The 24,070-nt window shown below is 72.5% G+C and carries 16 protein-coding genes; 6 read left to right on the top strand and 10 right to left on the bottom strand.

Annotated features, from left to right (window positions below):
• Window positions 1-2: 2 nt before the first annotated feature.
• Entirely contained in the window at window positions 3-932 is a 930-nt protein-coding gene (locus ACFTWP_RS34100; RefSeq protein WP_380268876.1) for a 5'-3' exonuclease H3TH domain-containing protein, read from the top strand.
• 61 nt (window positions 933-993) lie between these two features.
• Here the strand turns inward: ACFTWP_RS34100 and ACFTWP_RS34095 are convergent, their stop codons facing one another.
• Window positions 994-3,846: a DEAD/DEAH box helicase gene (locus ACFTWP_RS34095; RefSeq protein WP_380268875.1), complete on the bottom strand. Its 2,853-nt coding sequence runs from the start codon at window positions 3,844-3,846 to the stop codon at window positions 994-996.
• Between the two features lie 518 nt (window positions 3,847-4,364).
• On the opposite strand from ACFTWP_RS34095, the gene ACFTWP_RS34090 reads away from it, so the two are divergent.
• Both ACFTWP_RS34090 and ACFTWP_RS34085 read left to right on the top strand, forming a co-directional pair.
• Window positions 4,365-4,739 carry a hypothetical protein gene (locus ACFTWP_RS34090; RefSeq protein WP_380268874.1) on the top strand — a complete coding sequence of 125 codons (375 nt, stop codon included), beginning with the start codon at window positions 4,365-4,367 and terminating at the stop codon, window positions 4,737-4,739.
• Between the two features lie 181 nt (window positions 4,740-4,920).
• The gene (locus tag ACFTWP_RS34085) at window positions 4,921-5,250 is read left to right on the top strand and encodes an ArsR/SmtB family transcription factor (protein WP_380268873.1); all 330 of its coding nucleotides are present in this window, start codon (window positions 4,921-4,923) and stop codon (window positions 5,248-5,250) included.
• A 115-nt stretch (window positions 5,251-5,365) separates the two neighbouring features.
• Here the strand turns inward: ACFTWP_RS34085 and ACFTWP_RS34080 are convergent, their stop codons facing one another.
• A complete protein-coding gene (locus ACFTWP_RS34080) occupies window positions 5,366-6,022 on the bottom strand; it encodes an HAD family hydrolase (protein WP_380268872.1) in 657 nt (218 codons plus the stop codon).
• 228 nt (window positions 6,023-6,250) lie between these two features.
• On the opposite strand from ACFTWP_RS34080, the gene ACFTWP_RS34075 reads away from it, so the two are divergent.
• Window positions 6,251-8,608, top strand: a complete 2,358-nt coding sequence (locus ACFTWP_RS34075; protein WP_380268871.1) for an immune inhibitor A domain-containing protein — start codon at window positions 6,251-6,253, stop codon at window positions 8,606-8,608.
• A 154-nt stretch (window positions 8,609-8,762) separates the two neighbouring features.
• Here the strand turns inward: ACFTWP_RS34075 and ACFTWP_RS34070 are convergent, their stop codons facing one another.
• Window positions 8,763-9,422 carry a TetR/AcrR family transcriptional regulator gene (locus ACFTWP_RS34070; protein ID WP_380268870.1) on the bottom strand — a complete coding sequence of 220 codons (660 nt, stop codon included), beginning with the start codon at window positions 9,420-9,422 and terminating at the stop codon, window positions 8,763-8,765.
• 110 nt (window positions 9,423-9,532) lie between these two features.
• On the opposite strand from ACFTWP_RS34070, the gene ACFTWP_RS34065 reads away from it, so the two are divergent.
• Window positions 9,533-11,065, top strand: a complete 1,533-nt coding sequence (locus tag ACFTWP_RS34065; protein ID WP_380268869.1) for an FAD-dependent monooxygenase — start codon at window positions 9,533-9,535, stop codon at window positions 11,063-11,065.
• A 226-nt stretch (window positions 11,066-11,291) separates the two neighbouring features.
• On the opposite strand, the gene ACFTWP_RS34060 is transcribed toward ACFTWP_RS34065, so the two are convergent.
• The 7 genes from ACFTWP_RS34060 to ACFTWP_RS34030 form a co-directional block, all read right to left on the bottom strand.
• Window positions 11,292-13,649 (bottom strand): collagenase, encoded by a 2,358-nt coding sequence (locus tag ACFTWP_RS34060; protein ID WP_380268868.1) that lies wholly within the window; start codon window positions 13,647-13,649, stop codon window positions 11,292-11,294.
• Between the two features lie 242 nt (window positions 13,650-13,891).
• Window positions 13,892-16,285, bottom strand: coding sequence for a collagenase (locus tag ACFTWP_RS34055; protein WP_380268867.1), 2,394 nt, complete (start codon window positions 16,283-16,285; stop codon window positions 13,892-13,894).
• Between the two features lie 279 nt (window positions 16,286-16,564).
• Entirely contained in the window at window positions 16,565-17,605 is a 1,041-nt protein-coding gene (locus tag ACFTWP_RS34050; protein WP_380268866.1) for an ABC transporter ATP-binding protein, read from the bottom strand.
• A complete protein-coding gene (locus ACFTWP_RS34045; protein WP_380268865.1) occupies window positions 17,602-18,603 on the bottom strand; it encodes an ABC transporter ATP-binding protein in 1,002 nt (333 codons plus the stop codon). The genes ACFTWP_RS34050 and ACFTWP_RS34045 overlap by 4 nt, the downstream gene beginning before the upstream one ends.
• A complete protein-coding gene (locus ACFTWP_RS34040; RefSeq protein WP_380268864.1) occupies window positions 18,603-19,589 on the bottom strand; it encodes an ABC transporter permease in 987 nt (328 codons plus the stop codon). The genes ACFTWP_RS34045 and ACFTWP_RS34040 overlap by 1 nt, the downstream gene beginning before the upstream one ends.
• On the bottom strand, window positions 19,586-20,545 hold the full coding sequence (locus tag ACFTWP_RS34035; protein ID WP_380268863.1) for an ABC transporter permease: 960 nt from the start codon (window positions 20,543-20,545) through the stop codon (window positions 19,586-19,588). The genes ACFTWP_RS34040 and ACFTWP_RS34035 overlap by 4 nt, the downstream gene beginning before the upstream one ends.
• A 13-nt stretch (window positions 20,546-20,558) precedes the next feature.
• Window positions 20,559-22,307 (bottom strand): ABC transporter substrate-binding protein, encoded by a 1,749-nt coding sequence (locus tag ACFTWP_RS34030; protein ID WP_380268862.1) that lies wholly within the window; start codon window positions 22,305-22,307, stop codon window positions 20,559-20,561.
• 267 nt (window positions 22,308-22,574) lie between these two features.
• Here ACFTWP_RS34030 and ACFTWP_RS34025 point away from each other — a divergent pair, with 267 nt between their 5' ends.
• Window positions 22,575-24,059 carry an aminopeptidase P family protein gene (locus ACFTWP_RS34025; RefSeq protein ID WP_380268861.1) on the top strand — a complete coding sequence of 495 codons (1,485 nt, stop codon included), beginning with the start codon at window positions 22,575-22,577 and terminating at the stop codon, window positions 24,057-24,059.
• The last annotated feature ends 11 nt before the right edge of the window (window positions 24,060-24,070 follow it).

Raw genomic sequence — 24,070 nt, 5'->3', positions numbered from 1 at the left:
GCATGATCGGAGGTGTGACCGCACCGCGACTGATGCTGCTCGACTCCGCCAGCCTCTACTTCCGGGCCTACTACGGCGTACCGGACTCCCTGAAGTCCCCCGCCGGTGAGCCGGTGAACGCCGTCCGGGGGCTGCTGGACTTCATCGCCCGGCTCGTCCAGGACCACCGCCCCGACCAGCTGGTCGCCTGCATGGACGCCGACTGGCGCCCGCAGTGGCGGGTCGACCTGGTGCCCTCCTACAAGACGCACCGCCTGGCCGAGGCCGGCGCCGACGGCGAGGAGGAGATCCCGGACACGCTGGCCCCCCAGGTGCCGGTGATCGAGCAGGTGCTGGACGCGCTCGGCATCGCCCGGGTCGGCTCGCCCGGCTACGAGGCGGACGACGTGATCGGCACCCTGACCGCCCGGGCGCGGGGCCCGGTGCAGATCGTCACCGGCGACCGCGACCTGTTCCAGCTGGTGGACGACAGCCGGCCGGTCCAGGTCCTCTACCCGGTCAAGGGCATGGGGAACCTACAGGTCACCGACGACGACCTGCTGCTGGAGAAGTACGGGGTGCGCGGCGACCGGTACGCCGACATGGCCGCCCTGCGCGGGGACCCGAGCGACGGCCTGCCCGGCGTCAAGGGCATCGGGGAGAAGACCGCCGCCCAGCTGATCAACGAGTACGGCGACCTCGCCGCGATCCGCGCCGCCGCGCTCGACACCCGCTCCCGGCTCACCCCGGCCCGGCGGAAGAACATCATCGAGGGCGCGGCCTACCTGGACGTCGCACCCACCGTCGTGCGGGTCGCCACCGACGCGCCCCTGCCCGACTTCGACCCGGCGCTGCCGGCCGAGCCGCTGGACCCGATGACCCTGGAGGAGCTGTCGGCCCGCTGGGGCCTGGGCAGTTCGCTGGAGCGGGTGCTCGCCGTCCTGGCGGGCTGAGCGCACGCGCGGGGCGAGGGGTCCGGCCGCTGACGGCCGGGCCCCCTCGCCTGCGGCGCCGTCAGCTCACCGAGGAGTAGGCGATGATGCCGCGGCGCAGGCTGTCCACGGACTTGCGGGCGGTGCTGCGCAGCTTGACGTCCTCGCCGGCCGCGTCCTGGATCTGGCCGAGCACGTCGATCAGCTGCTTCGTCCAGCGGACGAAGTCGCCGGCCGGCATCTCGGCGTCCCGCAGGACCGAGTCCAGGTTGTGGCCGAGCGACCAGCGGTAGGCGACCCAGGCGAAGCCGAGGTCGGGCTCGCGCTGGCCGACGCCCTCGGCGGTGTTGATCCGGTGCTGCTCCTCCAAGGCGTCGAGGTGACCCCAGATCCGGATCATGTGGCCGAGCGCCTCCTTGGCGTTGCCCTCCGGCACCCGGGGGGCCGCCGCGTCGTCGGCCTGCCGGGCCTCGTACACCAGGGCGGACGCGCAGGCGGCGAGCTCGGCGGCGCCGAGATCCTTCCAGACGCCCTCGCGGATGCACTCGGAGGCGAGCAGGTCGAGCTCGCCGTAGAGCCGGCCGAGGCGCTTGCCGTCCGGGGTGACGGTGTCCCCCTGGAGGTAGCCGAGGTCGGTGAGCAGGCCGCAGACCCGGTCGAAGGTGCGGGCGATGGTGTGGGTGCGCGAGCGCATCTTGCGCTCCAGCAGGTCCGTGTCGCGGTGCAGGCGGTGGTAACGCTCGGCCCAGCGGGCGTGGTCCTCGCGCTCGTCGCAGCCGTGGCAGGGGTGCTGACGCAGCTCGGTGCGCAGCCGGGTGATCTCGGGGTCGTCGGCGGCGGCCGCCCGGCCCCGGCGGAACCGCTCCGGCTCCACGTGGCCGGCCTTGGTCCGCAGGGCGGAGGCGAGGTCCCGGCGGGACTGCGGGCTGCGCGGGTTGAAGGACTTCGGGATCTTCATCCGGTCGACGGCCGTCACCGGGTGCGGGAAGTCGATCATCGCGAGCCGCTTGACCTGCCGCTCGGAGGTGAGCACCACCGGACGCGGCCCGTCCTGGTAGTCGGGGTGGCGGTGGGTCCGCGGCGAGCGGCTGACCGGCGGCAGGCCCGGGTCCAGGACGAGGGCGAGGCCGGCGAACTTGCCAGTGGGGACGTGGATCACGTCACCCGGCTTCAGCTGCTCGATGGACTCGATCGCGGCGGCCCGGCGCTGGCCGCTGCCCTCGCGGGCGAGGTCGTTCTCGCGGTCCTTGAGGGAGCGGCGCAGGGCCATGTACTCGTCGAAGTCGCCGAGGTGACAGGTCATCGACTCGCGGTAGCCGTCCAGGCCCTCCTCGTTGCGCTGGACCTGCTTGGCGATGCCGACCACCGAGCGGTCCGCCTGGAACTGCGCGAAGGACGTCTCCAGCAGCTCGCGCGAGCGGTGCCGACCGAACTGGGAGACCAGGTTGACGGCCATGTTGTAGGAGGGCCGGAACGAGGACTTCAGCGGGTAGGTGCGGGTGCCCGCCAGACCCGCGAGGGCCTCCGGGTCGAGGCCGCGCTGCCAGAGCACGACGGCGTGGCCCTCGATGTCGATGCCGCGCCGGCCGGCCCGGCCGGTCAGCTGGGTGTACTCGCCCGGCGTGATGTCGGCGTGGGTCTCGCCGTTCCACTTGACCAGCTTCTCCATCACCACCGAGCGGGCCGGCATGTTGATGCCGAGCGCCAGCGTCTCGGTCGCGAAGACGGCCTTGACCAGGCCCTTCACGAACAGCTCCTCGACCACCTCCTTGAAGCGCGGCAGCATGCCGGCGTGGTGGGCGGCGATGCCGCGCTCCAGCCCGTCCAGCCACTCGAAGTAGCCGAGGACGTGCAGGTCCTCGTCCGGGATGTCGGCGCAGCGCTCCTCCACGATCGCCCGGACCCGGGCCCGGTCGGAGTCCTTGTTGAGGCGCAGCCCGGAGCTGAGGCACTGCTGGACGGCGGCCTCGCAGCCCGCCCGGCTGAAGATGAAGGTGATCGCCGGGAGCAGGCCCTCGGAGTCGAGGCGGTCGATGACGTCCACCCGGCCCGGCGTCCAGACCCGGCCGGGCCGCCCGGTGGGCATGGAGCGGCCGCGGCCCTTGGCGAAGCGGTCGCCGCGCGGGCTGACGGCCAGCTCGGAGCGGGCGAGGCGGACCAGCTCGGGGTTGACCAGCTTGGCCGGGTTGCGCGGCGCGTCCTTGGGGCGGCCGTCGCGGTCCGGGTTGGCGAACAGGTCGTACATCCGGTTGCCGGCCATCACGTGCTGCCAGAGCGGCACCGGACGGTGCTCGGAGACGATCACCTTGGTGCCGCCGCGGACGGTGTCCAGCCAGTCGCCGAACTCCTCGGCGTTGGAGACCGTCGCGGAGAGCGAGACCAGGGTGACGGACTCGGGCAGGTGGATGATCACCTCCTCCCAGACGGCGCCGCGGAAGCGGTCGGCGAGGTAGTGGACCTCGTCCATCACCACGTAGCCGAGGCCGTCGAGGGTCTGCGAGCCCGCGTAGAGCATGTTGCGCAGCACCTCGGTGGTCATCACCACCACCGGCGCGTCGCCGTTGACGGTGTTGTCACCGGTCAGCAGGCCCACCTTGGCGGCGCCGTAGCGCTTGACCAGGTCGCCGTACTTCTGGTTCGAGAGCGCCTTGATGGGCGTGGTGTAGAAGCACTTGCGGCCGGCCTGCAGGGCCAGGTGCACGGCGAACTCGCCGACGATCGTCTTGCCGGAGCCGGTGGGCGCGGCCACCAGGACGCCCTCGCCGGCCTCCAGTGCCTCGCAGGCCTGGATCTGGAAGTCGTCCAGCGGGAAGTCGTACAGCTGCTGGAAGCCGTGGAGGGCGGTGGCCTCCTGCCTGGCACGGCGCCGGAAGGCCGCGTAGGCCTCGGCGGGGCTGAGTTCCTCGTCCTCGGAACGCTGGGGGGTGCTGGTCATCTGCGTCACCTCTTCTTCCCGTAGGACTGCTTCGTCCCGTGGGGCTGTGGCCCGGACGGGCGGAACGGGGGCGCAGACGGCGACGCCTGCGGCTGCGGGGCCGGGCCGGTACCTACCGGCGCCGGGGCGCGGCTGGGGGTGTGGTTGATGTGGTGATCGAGCATCTCAGCCAGAGATTACCCGCCGGGACTGACATCAATAGCACCGTTTTTCCGCGGGCCCCCGGCGGGCTCCGCGGGCGCCCCGGCGCAGGCCCGGCGCAGGCCCGGGCGCGGGGGTCGGACGGCCCGCGCCGCGGGCCGCCGGCGCCGCCCCCGAGGGTGCGGGAGCGCTCCGCTGTCAGTCTCAGAGTTGCAAATGTCTTCAACAGATCAGAGTCGGGGCGGCATTCGATCGGACTCCGATCAGCTACGGTCGCCTCCGATCAACCCCCCATCGGCCGGGTAACGATCTGCCTACAGTCGGTACACGGCAGCCCCCGCCGCACCGGCGCGGGCGCCGCCCACGGGAGGATCGCGATGGCGAATCTGGAGACGTCCCTCAAGGAAGCCATGACCATCGAGGGCGCGATCGGCGTCGCGCTGGTCGACTACGGCAGCGGCATGGCCCTCGGCAGTCTCGGCGACGGCGCGGAGCTCGACCTCAACGTCGCCGCCGCCGGCAACACCGACATGGTCCGCGCCAAGATGCGCACCATGGAGATGCTCAACCTCCACGACAACGAGATCGAGGACATCCTGGTCAGCCTGACCAACCAGTACCACCTGGTCCGGCCGCTGGCCACGAAGAACGGCCGGGGCCTCTTCCTGTACCTCGCGCTCAACCGCGGCCGGGCCAACCTGGCGATGGCCCGCCACCACCTCAAGCGGATCGAGGCGGGTCTGGAGGTCTGACCGACCCGACGGGCGACGACCCCCGAGCCCCACCCGTTCCCCGGCGCCCCGGCCCACTGCCCCACGGCCCACGGCCCACGGCCCACGGCCCACGGCCGAACGCCCAGCGCCCGGGCCCGTCCGCCCGAACCGCCCGAACCCGCCCCCGCCCGGCAGCCAGCGGCAGAAGGAGCCAGCGACCGTGGCCGCACCCCTCTACCAGGCGAAGGCCGAGTTCTTCCGGATGCTCGGCCACCCCGTCCGCATCCGCGTACTGGAGCTGCTCCAGGCCGGCCCGACCCCCGTACGCGACCTGCTCGCCGAGTTCGACATCGAGCCCTCCAGCCTCTCCCAGCAGCTCGCCGTGCTGCGCCGGTCGGGCATCGTGACGGCCAGCCGCGAGGGCTCGACCGTGGTGTACGCCCTCGCCGGCGGGGACGTCGCCGATCTGCTCCGGTCGGCCCGCCGGATCCTCACCGTGCTGCTGGCCGAGCAGGGCACGCTGCTCGCCGAGCTGCGGGCGGCGGACTGACCGCCCCGCGCCGGCAGCACCACCGCACCGCCACCGGACCTGCACCGCCACCGCCGCCACCACTGCTCTGCCGGCCGCCGGACCCGCCCGGCCGAGCCGGCGGGCCGAGCCCGACTCAGCCCGTCCCGGCGAGCAGTGCGGGCAGCCTGCGCATGTCGTCGAAGACCACGGTGCCCGGCCCCGCCAGCCGCGCCGCCGCCGTCAGGCCGCCGGCGTACCCGAAGGCCGCCATCCCCGCGGCCTGCGCGGCCCGTACGCCGTAGGCGCTGTCCTCGACCACCGCGCACCTGGCCGGGTCCACGCCCATGACGCGGGCGGCGTGCAGGAAGAGGTCGGGCTCGGGCTTGCCGCGCGTGACGTCCTCCGCGCTGAAGATCCGGCCCTCGAACCGCTCGAAGAGGCCGACCAGCGCGAGGTTGCGCCGCATGCCGCCGTGCCCGCCGTTCGAGGCCACGCAGGACGGCAGGGTGAGCGCGTCCAGTGCCTCGGCGATCCCGTCGACCGCCGTCAGCCCCGCGTCGAGGGCCTCCCGGTACCAGGAGTGGTAGGGCTCCTCCCAGCCGTGCTCCAACGGGCGCCCCAGCCGCTCCTGCACGGTGGCCCGCCAGACCTCCGTCGAGGACCCGACCAGCAGGTCGACGATCTCCGCCTCGGTGAACTCGCAGCCCAGGTCGGCGAAGATCCGCGCGTCCACCTGCACCGCTATCCGCTCGCTGTCGACGAGCACCCCGTCGCAGTCGAAGATCACCAGGTCGAACCGGTCCGCTGCCATGCCGGGCAGCCTACGGCCCGGTCCGCCCCGCCCGGGGGCGATCCCCGGAGACGGCCGGAGAGCTGACGCCCCGACCGCACCGGTCCGACCTCCGCACAGGTCTTCCATGTGACCCATGACATGTGAAATATTACCGTCGGCACCGAGCCGGCCCGCCCGCCTCAGACTCCCCCGCTCGCCCGCCGGACCACTCTCACCCGTCCACACCGTCCGGAAAGGACAGGTCAGTTGCGCAGACTGTCCGCGATACTCGCGGTGGCGCTCACCATGAGCGCGACAGCGGCCACCCTCCTCGGCACCCCCGCCCAGGCCGCACCCCCGCACCCCGCCACCGCGGCCGCCGCGAACGCGGAGGGCGCCGAAGCCCCGGCCCAGCCGCTCGCCGGGCCCGAGCGCGAGCGCCAGTCGCTCCGCACCAAGGCCCTGGAACAGCTCAACAAGGGGGCGGTCGCCCGGACTTCGGACGGCCGCGCGCCGGCCAGGGTCAAGGTCGGCAACGACTACGTCCAACTCGCCCAGCAGCGCAAGGACAAGGTCTTCGTCATCCTCGCCCAGTTCGGCGACCAGGTCGACAACACGACCCAGTACAACGGCCGGCCGCGCTACGCCGGCACCCCGGGCCCGCAGCACAACCGGATCCCGCAGCCGGACCGCAGCGACACCCACACCCTCTGGAAGAGCGACTTCGGCCGCGACTACTACCAGCGGATGTTCTTCGACGACGCACCCGGCGCCAACTCGATGCGCAACTACTACCGCACCCAGTCCTCGGGCCGCTACGACCTCGACGGCACGGTCAGCGACTGGGTGACCCTGCCCTACAACGAGGCCCGGTACGGCAGCAACAAGGGCCCGCAGGGCGGCGGCGCCTGGACCCAGGCGCAGGAGTTCGTCCGGGACGCCACCAAGGCCTGGTACGACGGCGAGATCGCCAAGGGCCGCAGCGCGGCGCAGGTCGGCGCCGAGCTGGCCCAGTACGACGTCTACGACCGCTACGACCACGACAAGGACGGGAACTTCGACGAGCCGGACGGCTACCTCGACAACGTCATCGTGGTGCACGCGGGCGTGGACGAGACCTGGGGCGGCGGCGCCCAGGGCGCGGACGCCCTCTGGGCGCACCGGAGTTGGACCTTCCCCGACCCCACCGGGCAGACCGGGCCGGCGGGCAACCGGATCGGCGGCGCCCCGGTCGGCGACACCGGCCTCTACGTCTACGACTACGTCCAGGCCGGCGAGAACAGCGGAGTGGGCCTGTTCGCCCACGAGTTCGGCCACAACCTCGGCCTGCCGGACCTCTACCCGCTGACCGGCGGCGACAACGCCGTCAGCTTCTGGTCGCTGATGTCCTCCGCCTCCTACCTGGGCAAGGGCAGGAACACCACCGGCGAGTACCCCGGTGACCTGGACGCCTGGAGCAAGCTGCAGTTCGGCTGGCTCAACTACGACGAGGCGCAGGCCGCCACCAGGTCCAGCCACGCGCTCGGCGTCAGCGGCTACAACACCGACCAGGCCCAGGCCGTCCTGGTCCACCTGCCGCCGGGGCGGACCACCACCACCCTGGCCGAGCCCTTCGAGGGCACCGCCCAGTGGTGGAGCGACACCGGCGACAACATGGACGCCACCCTCGGCCGCACGGTGGACCTCACCGGACGCACCGCCGGCGCCGCACTGGACGCCGCCGCCTGGTACGACATCGAGCAGGACTACGACTTCCTCTCGGTCGAGGCCTCCACCGACGGCGGCCGCAGCTGGAAGCCGCTGCACGGCACGGTGAACGGCACGCCCATCGGCGACACCACCGCCCTCACCCCGGGCCTCAGCGGCACCTCGGCCGGCTGGACCCGGCTGCACGTCCCGCTGGACGCCTACCTCGGGGCTTCCGTGCAGGTGCGCTTCCACGTCACCTCGGACGGCAACACCCACGGCAAGGGCGTCCTGGTGGACGCCGTCCGGATCACCGCCGACGGCGCCGTGCTCACCGAGGACGGCGCGGAGAGCGGCGGCCAGGGCTGGACCACCACCGGCTTCGCCACGCTGACCGGCAAGGACGCGGTGCGCGAGCACCCCCGGGCGTACCTGGTGGAGAACCGCCGGTACGTCGGCTACGGCGCCTTCCTGCAGACCGGCCCGTACAACTTCGGGTACTCGGGCGTCGCCGGGAAGGCCGGCGTGATCGACACCTACCCGTACCAGGAGGGCGTGCTGATCTGGCTCTGGGACACCGGCTACGCCGACAACAACACCAGGGACCACCTGGGCGGCGGGCTGATCCTGCCGGTCGACGCCCACCCCGCGTCGATCCGGTTCGCGGGCGGGAACCTGGTCAACGGCCGTGCGCAGAGCTACGACGCGCCGTTCTCGCTGAAGCCGACCACGGCCTTCACCCTGCACAGCGCGGGTGCCGCGACCCGGTTCGCGGCCGAGCCGGCCGTCCCGGTCTTCAACGACCGGACCGGCGTGTACAGCGACCCGGCGAACCCGGAGCTCGGCGTGAAGGTGCCGGACACCAACACCAGGATCGAGGTCGTCCGCGAGACCCGCGACGGCCGGCTGACCACCGTGAAGGTCGGCCCGGCCGCCTGACCCGTCACGATCTGACGGACGGCGGCCACCCGGCCCCGGTCCCGCCCACCGGCGGGGCCGGGGCCCTCGCGTTCTCCGGCCCGCCCGCCCCCTCCCCCGGCCGCTCCCCGGGCCCGGTCGCCGCCGCCCCCGCTCCGGAGCCGGCGGCAGGCCGTCACTGCGGGCCGTAGCCCAGGGCGGCGGCGCCCGTTCCGAGCAGGGCGAAGGCCCGCTCCGCGTCGGCGGCCGCCCGCGGGTGGGCCCGGTCGGCGTCGAGACCGGCGGCCAGCGCGGCCCAGTTCGTCCTGGTGAGCTCCTGGCGCATCGCGATGTACTGGGCGGCGATCAGGCGCGGGGTCAGCTCGTCCGGCCCGTCGACGGCCTCGGCGAGCGCCTCGGCCAGGGCCCGGGTGTCGGCGGCCAGGAAGTCGAGCAGGTGGGAGCTCAGGCTCGGGGTCCCGTAGATCAGCCGGTGGAAGGCGATCACCTGGGGGTGGTCGCAGAGTCCGGTCACCGGGTCCCGTTCGGTGAGCCGGGCGAGGAAGTGCCGGCGCAGCGCCTCCAGCGGCGGCATTCCGGCCGGGCGGGCGCGGACCACCCCCGCCGCTTCGCCGCGGTGGTCCGCGATGCGGTGCAGGACCAGGTCCTCCTTGCTGGCGAAGTACCGGAACAGGGTCGGCTTGGAGACCTCGGCCGCCGCCGCGATCTCCGCGACCGAGACCTGCTCGAAGCCGTTGGCGAGGAACAGTGCGATCGCCGTGTCGGCGATGGTCTGCCGGGTGCGTTCCTTCTTGAGGCTCCGCAGACCTCCGGGCGGACCTTGGGGCTCACTCATGGCATCAGCATAACCCAGGAAGATTTGTTACCCGGTTGCATTTCTTCCCGGGTTGCTCTTTCATGGGGTGCAACAGGACCTGACACGCCACCGGAAGTGGGAAGCACGCCATGCCAGCCGTACTGATCGTGGGAGCCGGACCGACCGGACTCACCCTCGCCTGCACCCTCGCCCGCCAGGGGGTCACCGTCCGCGTGATCGAGAAGTCGCCCGGGTTCCACCGGATCTCGCGCGGCAAGGCGCTCAACCCCCGCAGCCTGGAGGTGCTCGCCGACCTCGGCCTGGGCGAGCGGCTCACCGCCGCCGGCCGCACCGGCCTGGTGTTCCGCAAGTACTTCGCCGGGGAGCACGTCTCCGACACCGACCCGCTCGCCGAGCCGCCGGACGGCCCCGAATCCCGGTACGCCGGCCCGCTCTCCATCCCGCAGTGGCGCACCGAGGACCTGCTCCGCGAGCGCCTCGCCGAGTACGGCGTGCAGGTCGAACTCGGCACCGAACTGGTCGGATTCACCCAGGACGAGCAGGGCGTACGGGCCGAACTCGCCGACGGCCGGCGGATCCCGGCCGACTACCTGGTCGGCTGCGACGGCGCACGGAGCCCCGTCCGGCGCCGGCTCCAGGTGGCCTTCGAGGGCCGCACGGACGAGCAGCAGACGATGTTCTGCGGGGACGTCGAGGTCGACGGCGAACTCGACCCGACCGTCTGGCACCAGTGGTTCGGCCCCGACGGGGCGGTGCTGCTCTGCCCGTTCGAGGGGTCGTCCGTCTGGCAGTTCCAGGCGACCCCGGAGACGGGCCCGGACGGCCGCCCGCTGGAGCCCTCGCTGGAGGGTTTCCAGCGGATCTTCGACCGGCACGCCCGGATGCCCGGCGTGCGACTGCGCAACGCCACCTGGCTCTCCGTCTGGCGGGCCAACGTCCGGATGGCCGAGCACTTCCGGGTCGGGCGGGTCTTCCTGGCCGGGGACGCCGCCCACGTCCACCCGTTCGCGGGCGGGCTGGGCATGAACACCGGCATCCAGGACGCCTGGAACCTCGGCTGGAAGCTCGCCCACGTGCTGACCGGGCAGGCGGGTGACGCCCTCCTCGACACCTACCAGGAGGAGCGACTGCCGGTGGCCGCACTGGCGTTGGACCTGAGCACCGGTGCGCACGCCAAGGTGATGGAGGCGGTCCGGGTGCCCGGGGTCGGGGTCGAGGCGGTCGCCACACCCGACCTGCGCGGGCTGGCCGTGCACTACCGGTGGAGCTCCCTCGCCGGGAGCGCCACGGCCGGCTCCGGGGGCGCCGACGAGCGGCCCCGCCCGGGCGACCGCGCACCCGACGCCGCCTGCCCCGGCCCCGACGGCGCTCCCGCCCGGCTCCACGAGCACTTCGGCGGCGGCCGGTTCACCCTGCTCGGCTTCGGCGCCGCCGCACTGCCCGCCCTCGCCGCCGCGGCCGAACGCCGACCCGGCCTGCGCACCCTGGCCCTCGACGCGGGCCCGGGCACACCGGCCGATCCGCAGGGGCGGATCCGGCACGCCTACGGGATCACCGGCGACGACCTCGTCCTGGTCCGGCCCGACCACCACCTCGCGCTGCTCGCCCCGGCCGCGGAGGGCCGGCGGGTGGACGACTACCTGGCCGCGCTCGGACGCTAGGGCTCGTCCGACGGGACAGCCCCCGGGCACACGCAGGCCGGGGCGGCGGCTCCCGTGTGGGAACCGCCGCCCCGGTGCTCAACTGCCGTCCTGTTCCTCTGTGGTGCTCCTGCGGTACCGCGGTGGCGCTGGTGCCGTACCGCGGTGGTGCCCGGCCGGGCGCGGCCCTCGTGTAAGGTTCCCCGCCGCGCCCGACCGGAGTCGTGACTGCCCGGGCCCCGGCGGGCTACCGGCGCAGCGGGCCCTCACAGGTGTAGTCGGCGGTGCCCGCCTGACCGGAGGGCCAGACGTCGACCTTGCCGAACCAGCAGTTCATGTCGGCCAGGTTGTTGGCGGCCGCCGCTCCCCGGGAGATCAGGAAGTAGTCGACGGTGCCGGCCATGTCCGCCCGGATCCGGCCCGGGTCGGCCGAGTTGGTGAGGTTGGCGGTGATGCGGCCGGTGCAGGTGAACCGCATCTTGTTGTCCCAGTCGCCGTTGTCCTTGCAGGTCGGCGTGTTGGACGTGGCCCTGGCGAAGGCCTCCTGCACCTCGGAGGCGAAGGCGTAGCGCAGCGAACCGTTCGGGGTGTAGGCGGTCGCCGGCACGAACAGGCCGTCCGCGAGCGGGATCTCGGCGTCCAGGAAGGCCGTGTACTCGCGCTGGAGCGCCGCGTCCCGCCCGATCCGGTCCCGCCAGGCGTCGTAGCCGGCGCGGTCGTCGGCGCGCAGCAGCCGGTACATCTCGGCGAGTTGGTCGGGGTGCCGCTCACCGAGCAGGTTGAAGAAGGTCGCCGCGTACGGGTACGCCTGGAAGCCCAGCTCCTCCCAGGTGGCGTGCAGGATCCGGTCGACGGTCAGCCGGGGCACCCCCGCCTGGTCGTCCCAACCGACCTGGCGGACCATGTACTTGCGCGCCTTGACACCGCCGGCGGAGGTGGATCCGGCGAAGTACTCGGCGGTGCCCTCGTTCATCGCGAAGGTGGCGGCGCCGGGCCAGCGGGTGGTGTAGCCGTTCTCGGGGATGGCCCAGCGGGCGTTGAGGTAGTGGGTGTACTCGTGGCGGAAGAGCTCCTCCAGGCTGAAGTAGGACTCGGCGCTGGTCCGCTGGTAGGTGTAGAAGGTGGAGCGCTCCTCCAGGAACATGCCGCCGTTGTTGACGTCACCGATCCCGAACAGCATGTTCTGCAGGTTCTGGTAGCGGGTCTTGGTGTCGTAGAGGCGGACCTCCAGCACGGGGTGGGTGTCGCCGGCCACCGGCTGGTCGGTGCCGACGACCCGGAAGAACTGGCCCTTGACCTGCTTGGTGGCGTAGTACAGCTGGTCGGCGGTGGCCCGGTCGAGCGCCGTGCGGACGATCAGGGTGCCGTTGTCGTAGCTGTAGGAGTGCGGGAACACCTCCCGCTCGACGTCGGCCCGGCAGGCGGCGTACTGGGCGCAGAGGCCGAAGTCGTTGACCGGCACCGCCAGGTTCGCCCACGGCTTGCTCAACCGCCCGTACAGCGCGGTGACCTGGTCGAGCGTGGGGCCGAGCCGGGCGCGCAGCTCGTCCTTGAGCGCGTCGATGCGGGCGAACCTGGCGTACTCCAGCATCGCGTCGGAGGCCGCCCACTCGCTGGCGGTGCCCTTGAGGTGCTGGTAGCCGGCGTAGGCCCGCAGGGCCTCGCGGTAGCCTGCGTCGGCGGCGACGGCTGCGCGGAACAGCCCCTGCGGGTCCTCCCCGACGTTCTCGACACCCTGGAAGTTGAGCTGCAGGGCGCCCTGGACGGCCCAGTTCCAGCCCCGGTCGCCGACCGCGGCGCTGCCGGGGGCGAACATCCGCAGCACCCGGCCGACCAACGGCAGTCTGGCGACCCGCAGTCGGGGCGAGGTGCTGGTCTGCAGCAGCTCGCCCATGGTGTCGCCGTTGCCGGTGGTCGGCGTGAACACCGCGGGGTTGGCGGTGTAGCGGTTCATCGCCTGGTCCAGGGCCGAGCTGGTCGCGTCGTCCCGGATGTCGATCACGTCGTGGTGGTAGAAGTCGAACAGCACCACGACGTGCAGGAAGTACCAGAGCTCCTGCTGGTTGAGGTTGTTGGCGCTGTCGAAGGAGGCCGCGAGGCCGCTGATCCGGTCCGCCACCGCCCGGACGTGGGGGCCGGTCATCACCTTGGCGAGTCGCGGGTCCCAGGTGCCCAGCAGGGGCCGCAGGCAGTCCTGGTAGGTGTGGGAGCGGTCGACGAGGAAGTCGGCCAGCGCACCCGGCGCGAGCGCGCTGAACTGGTCGAGCGTGCAGGGCGTGCCCTGCGCGGTGAGGGCCGCCTCGGCCGGTGCGAGACCGGACGGATCGGCGGCCTGCGGCGTGACGGCCGTCGGCTGGCGCCCGGCGGCTCCGGGCCAGCCCGCGGGGCCGGCCGAGAAGGCCCCGGCCGGGTTGGTGGCCGCATGTGCGACCTCGCCCCCGGGCCCGGAGAGGGCCGGCCCGGCCGGGACTACCGCGGCTGCGGCAGGGCCGACGGCCCCGGCCGGCCCGCCGAGGGCCTGGGAGCTCTGGACGAGGGGGGCGGCCAGTGCGGTGGCCAGTGCGGCACAGAGCAGGGTGTTGCGCATGCGTCGGGTGGAAGACACCAAGACTCCTGGGAGTGTGGGGTGACGGGCTGGTGTCGTGCACGGGCCGGCACGCGTCCATGGGGGAGGTGGAGGCGGACGCGCGGGGTCGGCCCGCGGGGCGCTGTGGGGAGAGGCGGCGCTCCGGGCGGGGCGGGCCACGGCGGGGTGTACGGCCGGGGCGGCCCCGTGCGGGTCCGCCGCGGAAGCGGTCAGGACGGCGGACCCGCACGGGAGTTCGGGGTGGGGCGGGGGCTGCGCGGTCAGCGGCGCAGCGGGCCCTCACAGGTGTAGTCGGCGGTGCCGGCCACGCCGGACTGCCACACGTCGACCTTGCCGAAGGTGCAGTTCATGTCGTTGAAGTTGTTGGCGACGTCCTTCGTCCTGGTGAGGATGAAGTAGTCGACCGTGCCGGACATGTCCTTGAAGACCTGGTCCGGGTTCGTGGCGTCGGCCAGGTTGGCGGTGATCCGGCCGGTGCAGACGAAGCGCATCGGCTTGTTGTCCCAGTCGCCGTTGTCCTTGCAGTTCGGCGTGTTGGAGGTGGCCCGGGCGAAGGCCTCCTGCACCTCGGAGGCGTAGGCGTACTGCAGCCAGCCGTTCGGGGTGAAGGTGGTGGCCGGCACGTACAGGCTCTCCACCGCCGCGATCCGGGCGTCCAGGAAGGCGCTGTACCCCGCCTGGAGCGCGGCGTCCGCACCGACCCGGTTGCGCCAGGCGTCGAAGCCGGCCGGGTCGTCGGCGCGCTGGTAGCCGTACATCTCGCGGATCAGCGACGGGTGCTGCTCCCACAGGAACTCGAAGAAGGTGCCCGCGTAGTTGTAGAAGTGGAACGCCGGGGTGTCCGAGTAGGTGGCGTGGATCAGCTCATTGACCGTCATCCGCGGGATGCCGGCCCGCTCGTCGGCGGCGAGCTTGCGCACCAGTGACCGACGCACCAGGATGCCCTGGTCCCGGGTGGCGCCGTCGAAGAACTCGGCGGTGCCCTCGTCCATCGCGGTGGTCTTGTCCCCGGCGTACCAGCGCGGGTCGCCGAAGTAACCGGGCGTCGCCCAGCGGCCGTTGAGGTAGTGGACGTACTCGTGCCGGAACAGCTCCTCCAGCGTGAGCTGGGAGTCCTGCGGCACCCGGCGCTGGTAGGTGTAGAAGGTGGCGCCGCGCTCGATGTAGATCCCGCCGTTGGCGGTGGAGTAGCCGGTCAGCACCGGGTGGTAGACCTCGTAGTCGGCCCGCGAGGCGTACAGGTGGATGTGCAGCGTCTCGTTGGTGTCGCCGGCCAGCGGCTGGTCGGTGCCGAGCACCCGGAAGAACTGGCTCTTCACCTGCTTGCCCGCGTAGTACATCTGGTCCACGGTGGCCTTGTCCAGGGCCGTGCGGACCTCGATGGCGCCGTTGTCGTACCGGTAGGTGTGGGGGAAGATCCGCTCCTCCAACTGGTCGGTGCAGACGCCGTACTGCGCGCACACGCCGTAGTAGGCGGCCCAGCCGATCAGCTTCACCCAGGGGTCGGAGAACTCGCCGAACGCCGCCTTGGTGCGGTCGAGCAGCGGCCCGAGGTCCGCGGCGACGGCGGCCCGGAGCTCGGCTATCTGGCCGAAGCGCCCGGCCTCGGCCATCGCGTCCCGGGCCACCCAGGCGTTCTTGGTGCCCTTGAGGTGGCCGTAGGAGGCGAAGGCGCGGAAGGCGTCCCGGTAGCCGGTGTCGGCGGCGACCGCCGCCGTGAACGCCGGGTCCTGGTTCAGGATGCCGAGGTAGTTCAGGTTGAGCGCGGCCAGCGCGGCCTTGCCCCACTGGGCGCTGTCGGCGACCGTGGTGCCCGGGGCGAGCACGGCGAGGATCCGGCCGGCCACCGCGAGGTTGTGCTGGCGCAGGCCGGAGCTGCCCGCCGTGATGGCCAGTTCCCGCAGCGTGGCCGCGGCGCGGTCGGTGGCCTCGAAGGCGTGCGCACCGCCCGTGTAGGCCTCGATCGCCTGCTGGACCGCCGCCAGGGTGGGGGCGTCGGTGATGTCGATCTCGGCGCGGCTGAAGTCGTGGTAGACGGTGGCGTGCAGGAAGGTCCACAGCTCGTACAGCTGCGAGGCGCCGGTGCCGTCGTCGTGGGCGGCGAGCGCGGTGATCCGGTCGGCGACGGCCCGGACGTGCTCGTCGTCCATGGTGATGGCGAACCGGGCGTCCCAGGTCCACAGGAAGGTCTTCAGACAGCCGTCGGCGCTCACCGCCGGGTCGGTGAGGAAGTCGGCCAGCGCCGCCGGGCCGAGGCCGGTCATGCCGTCGAGCGTGCAGGGCACGCCCGCGGCGGTGACGGTCACGGCGCCGGCGGCGGTGCTCGCGCTGTCGGCGGTCGGGGCGGGTGCGCCCACCCGGTCGGGGAGCAGGCCGGGGACGAGCGCGTCGCCGAGCGAGCCGCCGCCGGGGGCGGGCGCCGCGGTACCGGCCTTGGCGACCGCGTCACCGAGGCGGTCCACCTCGTCGTAGCCGGTCGGCGCCGGCTCGGTGGTCCGGGTGGCTGTCGGGTCGGCGGCGGGGGTGGTCGTCCGGGCGGCGGCCGGCGGCGCCTCCGCGCCGAACGCCTGCGCGCTCTGGACGGCGGGCAGGGTGAGGGTGGCGGCCATCGCGGCCGCGAGCAGAACTCGACGCGCAGTGCGGTGAGTTGACACCAGTGCTCCTGTTTCGTGGAGGAGTGGGGGGAGAGCGGTGCGGTGCGGTGCGGGTACGGCGGGTGGCGCCAGTCCTGGGGGCGTGAATGCGGCGAACGGCAAGGGGCGTGAGTACGGCAGGCGGCGCGGGTACGGCGGTGGCGCGGAGGCCCGCGAGTGGCGCGCGACCGGACGTGGCGCCGGCACCGGACGGCGAGCTGTGGGGCGACCTCGGGCCGTACCGCCCCGGAGCGGGGCGGGGCGGGGCGGTACGGCGCCGGGCCGCTGCGCGGCGGTGGGTCAGGCCTCCGGGAAGTGGCAGGCCGCCTGGCGGGCACCGGCGCCCGTGATCCGCAGCAGCGGACGTTCGGTGCGGCAGAGGTCCTGCGCCTTGGGGCAGCGCGGGTGGAAGCTGCACCCGCTGGGCGGGTTGGCCGGGCTGGGCGGGTCGCCGAGCAGGACGATCCGCTCGCGGGCCCGTTCGGCGGCCGGGTCGGGAAGGGGTACGGCCGAGAGCAGCGCCCGGGTGTAGGGGTGGGCGGGGTTGCCGTACACCTCCTCCTTGTCGCCGATCTCGACGATCCGGCCGAGGTACATCACCGCGACCCGGTCGCAGACCCGCTTCACGACCGAGAGGTCGTGCGCGATGAACACGTAGGCCAGGCCCAGCTCGTCCTGCAGGCGCTCCATCAGGTTGACGACCTGGGCCTGGATCGAGACGTCGAGCGCGGAGACCGGCTCGTCGGCGATGAGCAGGCGCGGCGAGGTGGCGAGCGAGCGGGCGATGCCGATGCGCTGTGCCTGGCCGCCGGAGAACTCGTGCGGATAGCGGTCGATGTGCTCCGGGATGAGCCCGACGAGTTCCATCAGCTCGGCCGCCCGTCGGCGGGCGTCGGCGGCGCTCCGGCCCTGGACGAGCAGCGGCTCGGAGATGATCCGGGCGACCGTCTGACGGGGGTTGAGCGAGGAGTGCGGGTCCTGGAAGACCATCTGCAGGTGCCGCCGGTAGGGGCGGAGTTCGGCCTGGCCGAGCGAGCCGATCTCGGTGCCGTCGAAGGTGACGGTGCCCGACGTGGGATCGAGCAGTCGCACGATCATGCGCCCGGTGGTGGACTTCCCGCAGCCGGATTCGCCGACCAGGCCGAGGGTTTCGCCCGTCCCCACGTCGAAGCCGACCCCGTCGACGGCACGCACCGGCGGGCCGGCCCTGCCGGTGCGGGTGCGCTTGCCGGGGAAGGTCTTGACCAGGTCCCGGACGGACAGCAGCGGGGTGCCGGTGGCTGCGGAGCCGCCTCCCCCGGCGGTGTCCTGTGCGTCGGCGCGGGCGGTGGCGGGACTCATGAGAGAGCTCCTTCCGGCACCAGGGGCAGGTGGCAGGCGGCCTGGTGGCCGGCGGCGAGCGGGCCGAACGACGGGCGTTCGGCCAGGCAGCGGGCGTGTTCCGGAGCGGTGGCGGCGGTGGTGCGGGCGCAGCGCGGAGCGAAGGAGCAGCCGGGGGCGGGGACGAGCAGCGACGGCGGGCTGCCGGGGATGGCCCGCAGCGGGGCGTCGTCGGTGTCGTCGAGGCGGGGCAGCGAGTCCAGCAGGCCGCGGGTGTACGGGTGCGCGGGGGCCCCGAACAGCCGGTCCACCGGTGCCTGTTCGGCGGCCCTGCCGCCGTACATCACGAGCACCTCGTGGGCGACCCGGGCGACCACGCCCAGGTCGTGGGTGATCATGACGACGCCGAGGCCGCGGTCCTGCTGGATCCGGGCGATCAGGTCCAGGATCTGGGCCTGCACGGTGACGTCGAGCGCCGTGGTGGGCTCGTCCGCGATCAGCATGTCGGGTTCGCAGGCCAGCGCCATGGCGATCATGACGCGCTGGCGCATGCCGCCGGAGAACTGGTGCGGGTACTCGTCGACCCGGCGGGAGGGTTCGGGGATGCCGACCTCCTTGAGCATCTCCACGGCCCGTGCCCTGGCCACCTTGCGGTTGGCCTTGAAGTGCACCCGGTAGTGCTCGGCGATCTGCTCGCCGACCGTGTAGAAGGGGTGCAGGCTGGAGAGCGGGTCCTGGAAGATCATCGCGATCCGCCGGCCGCGGACGGTGTTCAGCTGCCGCTCGGGCAGGCCGTTGAGCTCCTGGCCGGCGAGCTTGATCGAGCCGGTGACGTCGGCGCCGCGGTGCAGGCCCATCACGGCCAGCGAGGTGACGGACTTGCCCGAGCCGGACTCGCCGACCAGGCCGAGGGTACGGCCCTGCGCCACGTCGAAGCTGATCCCGTCCACGGCCCGGACGGTGCCGCGCGGGGTGTTGAAGGCGACCCTGAGGTCACGGACCTCCAGCAGTGCGCTCATCAGTACCTCACTCTCGGGTCGACGTAGGCGTAGAGCAGGTCGACCAGCAGGTTCGCCGCGACGATGAAGAACGCCGCCAGCAGGGTGACGCCGAGGATGACGGGCTGGTCGGAGCGGGTCAGCGCGTCGTAGAAGAGTCGTCCGACGCCGGGGAGGCCGAAGATCGACTCGGTGATGACGGCGCCGGCGAGCAGTCCGCCGAGGTCGATCCCGAAGATGGTGAGGATCGGTGTCATCCCGGAGCGCAGCCCGTGTTTGACGGTCACCGTGGCGCTCGGCATGCCCTTGGCGCGGGCGGTGCGGATGTACGGCTCCGCCATCGTCTCGATCATCGAGTTGCGGCTCTGCCTGGCGTACGTGGCGGCGTACAGCAGTGCCAGCGCGATCCACGGGAGCAGCAGGTTCGACGCCCAGTCGAGCGGATCGTCGGTGAACCTGGCGTACGTGGGGTAGGGCAGCAGTCCGGTGGTCCTGACGACGCCCCAGATCAGCATGATCGAGGTGAAGTAGACCGGCAGCGAGGCGGTGGCGACCGAGAGGATGGTTAGGGACCTGTCGGTCATGCTGCCCTTGCGCAGGGCGGACACCACGCCGACGCCGAGGCCGAGCGCCAGCCAGAGCACGGCCGCGCCGAGCGCCAGCGAGACGGAGACCGGCAGCCGGTCGGAGAGCAGGTCCCAGACCGGCATCGAGTACTCGTAGGAGTAGCCGAGGCAGGGGAACTCGCAGCGCACCGCGCTGGGGCCGCTGCCGTAGTCACGGCCGGCGAAGATCCCGGTCAGGTAGGTGCCGAACTGCTCCCAGACCGGCTTGTCCAGGCCCATCGCGGTCTTGACCTCGGCGAGGCGTTCGGCACTGCAGGTCTTTCCGCAGGCGGCGGCGGCGGGGTCGTTGGGCAGCAGGTAGAAGATGACGAAGGTGATCGCGCAGATGGCGAGCAGGATGCCCACCACGCCGACCAGCCGTCGGCCGAGGTAGAGGATCACGACCGGCCTCCTCTGGGGTCGAGGATGTCGCGCAACGCGTCACCGAGCAGGGTGAAGGCGAGCACGGCGAGGAACAGGAAGACCGTCGGGATGAGGAAGTAGGTCGGGTCGGTCTCGTAGAAGTTGATGCTCTCGGCGATCATCTGGCCCCAGGAGGGCGTCGGCGGGCGGACGCCCACCCCGAGGTAGCCGAGCGCGGCCTCGGTGCTGATCATGCCGGGGATCAGCAGCGTGGTGTACGCGATGATCGGGCCCGAGACGTTGGGCAGGATCTCGCGGGTGAGGATGCGCCAGGAGCGGGCGCCGCCGACCTTGGCCGCCTCGACGTACTCGCGGTGCTTGAGCGAGAGGGTCTGCCCGCGGACCACCCGGGCGATGCCGGGCCAGCCGAACAGGCCGATCACCAGGGTCATCAGGAGGATCCGGTTGACGTCCTTGGCCACCGACATCATCGCGATCATGAAGATCAGCGAGGGGAAGGACATGGTCAGGTCCATCAGGCGCGAGAGCGCGGCGTCGATCCGGCCGCCGAAGTAGCCGGCCGCGATGCCGGCCAGCGTGCCGGCGGTCACGACCACGGCGGTGGCGACGAAGGCGATGGTCAGGGACACCTGGCCGCCGTGCAGCACGCGGGCGAACAGGTCGCGGCCGGTGGCGGGCTCGACACCGAACCAGTGGTCCGGACCGATCCCACCGAAGTCCCCGAGCGGCAGGCCGCCCAGGTAGGGGTCGATGGCGGTCTTGTCGAAGTCCTCGGGCGTCCACCCGCCGAGCGCGCTCAGCGGGGTCGCGAGTGCCGCCATCAGGACCAGCACGGCGACCATCACCAGGCCGAACCTCGCCGATCCCTTGGCCCAGAGCTGGTCCCAGACCAGCCGCCACGGGCCGCGGCCGGCGCCCTTTGCGGGGCCCGCCGCCGTGGTGGCCACGGCGGCGGGCTCAGTGGTTGAACTCATCGGTTGCGGTCCCTTAGCCCTGGCTCTTCGAGGGGTCCTTGAGACCGAGCGTGGCGAAGTCGAAGAAGCCGGCCCAGACCGGGTGACCGAAGGCACCGGCGATGTTCGTGCCGACCAGCAGCGGGCGACGCTGCCAGAGGGTGGGCACGGCCGGGGACTTGGCCATCAGGTCCTTGTCGAGCTTCACCCAGGCGTCGCCGGCCTCCTTGACGTCCGTCATCGCGTTGATCTGGTCGATCCGGTCCATGGTGGCCTGGTCCCGGAACTGGCTGTAGTTGCCCTGGTTGCCCTTCTCCTTGATGGTGCGGCCGTCGAAGACGAAGGGGATGAAGGTGGCACCGGACGGGTAGTCCGGGCACCAGCCGCTCATCGACAGGTCGGGGGCGTTCTTGATGTCGCCCAGGGAGTCGGCGTACGCCGACGGGTCGACGGTGCTGATCGTGACGGTGATACCGGCCTTGGAGAGCGACTGCTGGAGTGCCTCCGCGCGGGTCTTGTCACCGGTGGAGACGGTCAGGGCGGCCTTGACATCGCTCTTGCCCGCGGCCTTCAGCAGTTCCTTGGCCTTGGCCGGGTCACCGGTCGTGGCGACCTTCAGCGGGTCCTGCCTGGTGCCGCCGGTCATCGCCGGCGGCAGGAAGGAGGTGGCGGAGTCGGTGAGCGCGGGCCCGCCGAAGGCGGTGACCTGGGCGTCCTTGTCGACCGCGTACATCATCGCCTCGCGGACCTTCGGGTCGTCGAAGGGCGCCTTGGAGTTGTTCATGAAGAGCATCTCGGTACAGCCGGTCATCTCGGCCACCAGGCGGGACTTGACGTCCGGCTTGGGCAGCACCTTGGCGACCGACTCCGGGCGCATCCAGAACGCCTCGACGGCGGAGGCGTCGGCGCCCTCGCTCGCGATCAGGCGGTCGTCGATCTGGCCGCCCTTGAGGCCCTGGGTGACGACGATCCTGTCCGGGTACGCCTTGCGGACCTGGTCGGTGGCCGGGTCCCAGTTGGTGTTGCGGACCAGTACGAGCTGCTTCCCGCGGTCGTACGTCTCGATCTTGTACGGGCCGGAGGAGAACGGGCGCAGGTCGTACTGGGTGCCCTTCTCCTGCGACTGCGGCACCGGGGCGAAGGTCGGCAGGGTGGCGGTGTAGGAGAACTCCGCGACCGGACGCTTCAGGCGGAAGACGATCGTCCGGTCGTCCGGCGTCTCGATGCTCGCCAGGTGCTCACCCGTGAGCGGGCCCTTGTAGTTCTCGCCGCCGGCCAGGTACTGCGCCGCGTAGTCCGGGCCACCCGTGAGGTCGGGCGAGAAGGAGCGCTCGACGTTGTACTTGACGTCGGCGGACTTGATCGGGGTGCCGTCCTCGTACTTCACGCCGTCCTTGAGCGTGAAGGTCCAGGTCTTGCCGCCGTCGGACTGGCGGCCGACGTCGGTGGCGAGGTCGGGGACGATCTCGCTGCCGGCCGCGCCGGGCTCGGCCTTGAAGGTCACCAGGGTGCGGTACAGCAGCCGGGTGCCGACGTTCATGTTCGGCAGGTTCCAGTTGCGGGCCGGGTCGAGGTGGGCGAAGTCCTGGTTGGACAGCACCGTGAGGGTGCCGCCCTTCACCGGCGTACCGCCGACGATCGTGCCGGACGCGGCACCAGGGGCCTTGGTGCCGTCGGCCGAGCCACCGGAGCCGCTCTTGTCCGTCGGGCCGCAAGCCCCGAGACCGAGCGTGAGGGTCGCTGCGATCGCCGCCGCGAGGGCGGCGTGAGTGCGCCTGTTCATGTGCAACTCCGCTATGGGGGGCCCGACTTGCGGCCCGAAGTTCACCCCGGCGCTGATCCGGGGGCGACCGGGGAGGGCGGCCTTTCGAGGTCTAGCCGCTCCGCGATGTGACCCGTAACATAGTAATGTGAAATTGCACTGGCAAGGGATGGAGCCGCCCGTTACCGAGCTGTGTCCGGCGACCACCCCCGCCCGCACCGCCAACACCCCTCGCGCAACGAGCTGTTGTCCCAGCTCAGCCCACCGAAACCGGCAAGGAGCCGCCCGATGACCGCCACCACCCCCGAAACCCGGCTCAACACCGGAAGCCACGACATGGCCGTATCCCCCGCCCTCGACTCCTTCATGGGCACCGCCTGGGCCGCCACCCCGCTCCCCGCCGACCTGCGGGTGCCCGGCCACGACCGCACCCCGGCCCGCCGGGCCCGCCTCTCCGCCGCCTTCCCCGGCGAGCGGATCATCGTCCCCGCGGGCGAGTTGAAGGTGCGCAGCAACGACGACGACTACCGCTTCCGCCCGCACAGCGCCTACGCCTGGCTGACCGGCCTCACCGGCGACGACCAGGTCGGCCACGTCCTCGTCCTGGAGCCCGCCGGCCCCGAGGGCCACGAGCCGGTGCTCTACCTGCGGCCCCGCTCCCCGCGCGGCGGGTCCGGCGGCAGCCACGGCTCCGAGTTCTACCGCGACCGCCGCTACGGCGAGTTCTGGGTCGGCCGCCGGCCCGACCTCGCCGAGGCCGAACGGCTCACCGGCCTGCGCACCGAACACCTCGACGACCTCGCCAAGCTGCTCACCGGCCCCGCCCCCACCACCCGGGTGCTCGCCGGCGTCGACCCCGTCCTGGACGCCGCCACCGGACGCCCCGGCACGACCGCGGACCGCACCGCCGACGCCCGGCTCGACGCCGTCCTGTCCGAACTGCGCCTGGTCAAGGACCCCTGGGAGGTCGAGCAGCTCCAACTCGCCGTCGACCACACGGTCTCCGGCTTCGAGGACGCCGTCCGCGCCCTGCCCGCGGCGCTGCGCCACCCGCGCGGCGAGCGCTGGATCGAGGGCACCTTCAACCTGCGCGCCCGCGCCGAGGGCAACGGCCTCGGGTACGACACCATCGCCGCCTCCGGCGCCCACGCCTGCGTCCTGCACTGGACCCGCAACGACGGCCGCCTCGACCCCACCCAACTCCTGCTGCTGGACGCCGGCGTGGAGACCGACACGCTCTACACCGCCGACATCACCCGTACCCTCCCGCTGAGCGGTACCTTCTCCCCCGTCCAGCGCCAGGCGTACGAACTGGTCCTCGCCGCCCAGGACGCCGGCATCGCGGCGCTGCGCCCCGGCGCGTCCTTCCGCGACTTCCACCGGGCCGCGATGCAGGTGATCGCCGAGGGCCTGGCCGACTGGGGGGTGCTCCGGATCCCCGCCGGCCAGTCCCTGCGGGAGGACAGCGGCCTGCACCGCCGCTACACCCTCTGCAGCAGCGGCCACATGCTCGGCATGGACGTGCACGACTGCGCCAAGGCCCGGGCCGAGGCCTACCTCGACGGCGTGCTGGAGGAGGGGCAGGTCCTCACCGTCGAACCGGGCCTCTACCTCCAGCCGGACGACGAGACCCTCCCGCTCGAACTGCGCGGACTCGGCATCCGGATCGAGGACGACCTGGTCATCACCGCCGACGGCGCCCGGCTGATGTCCGGCGCCCTGCCGCGCTCGGTGGCCGGCATCGAGGAGTGGATGAGCCGCCTGCTGGGCTGACCCGGGCCGCC

This window comes from Kitasatospora sp. NPDC057015, from assembly GCF_042673745.1.
GTDB lineage: Bacteria > Actinomycetota > Actinomycetes > Streptomycetales > Streptomycetaceae > Kitasatospora.
Note: the sequence above shows the minus strand (reverse complement) of the source record. Positions and strands in the feature narration are given on the sequence as shown.

Excerpts from the sequence above, each read along its gene's own strand:
- ACFTWP_RS34100 (WP_380268876.1), top strand. The coding sequence starts at position 3 with ATGATCGGAGGTGTGACCGCACCGCGACTGATGCTGCTCGACTCCGCC.
- ACFTWP_RS34095 (WP_380268875.1), bottom strand. The coding sequence starts at position 3,846 with ATGACCAGCACCCCCCAGCGTTCCGAGGACGAGGAACTCAGCCCCGCC.
- ACFTWP_RS34090 (WP_380268874.1), top strand. The coding sequence starts at position 4,365 with ATGGCGAATCTGGAGACGTCCCTCAAGGAAGCCATGACCATCGAGGGC.
- ACFTWP_RS34080 (WP_380268872.1), bottom strand. The coding sequence starts at position 6,022 with ATGGCAGCGGACCGGTTCGACCTGGTGATCTTCGACTGCGACGGGGTG.
- ACFTWP_RS34070 (WP_380268870.1), bottom strand. The coding sequence starts at position 9,422 with ATGAGTGAGCCCCAAGGTCCGCCCGGAGGTCTGCGGAGCCTCAAGAAG.
- ACFTWP_RS34065 (WP_380268869.1), top strand. The coding sequence starts at position 9,533 with ATGCCAGCCGTACTGATCGTGGGAGCCGGACCGACCGGACTCACCCTC.
- ACFTWP_RS34050 (WP_380268866.1), bottom strand. The coding sequence starts at position 17,605 with ATGAGTCCCGCCACCGCCCGCGCCGACGCACAGGACACCGCCGGGGGA.
- ACFTWP_RS34045 (WP_380268865.1), bottom strand. The coding sequence starts at position 18,603 with ATGAGCGCACTGCTGGAGGTCCGTGACCTCAGGGTCGCCTTCAACACC.
- ACFTWP_RS34035 (WP_380268863.1), bottom strand. The coding sequence starts at position 20,545 with ATGAGTTCAACCACTGAGCCCGCCGCCGTGGCCACCACGGCGGCGGGC.
- ACFTWP_RS34030 (WP_380268862.1), bottom strand. The coding sequence starts at position 22,307 with ATGAACAGGCGCACTCACGCCGCCCTCGCGGCGGCGATCGCAGCGACC.
- ACFTWP_RS34025 (WP_380268861.1), top strand. The coding sequence starts at position 22,575 with ATGACCGCCACCACCCCCGAAACCCGGCTCAACACCGGAAGCCACGAC.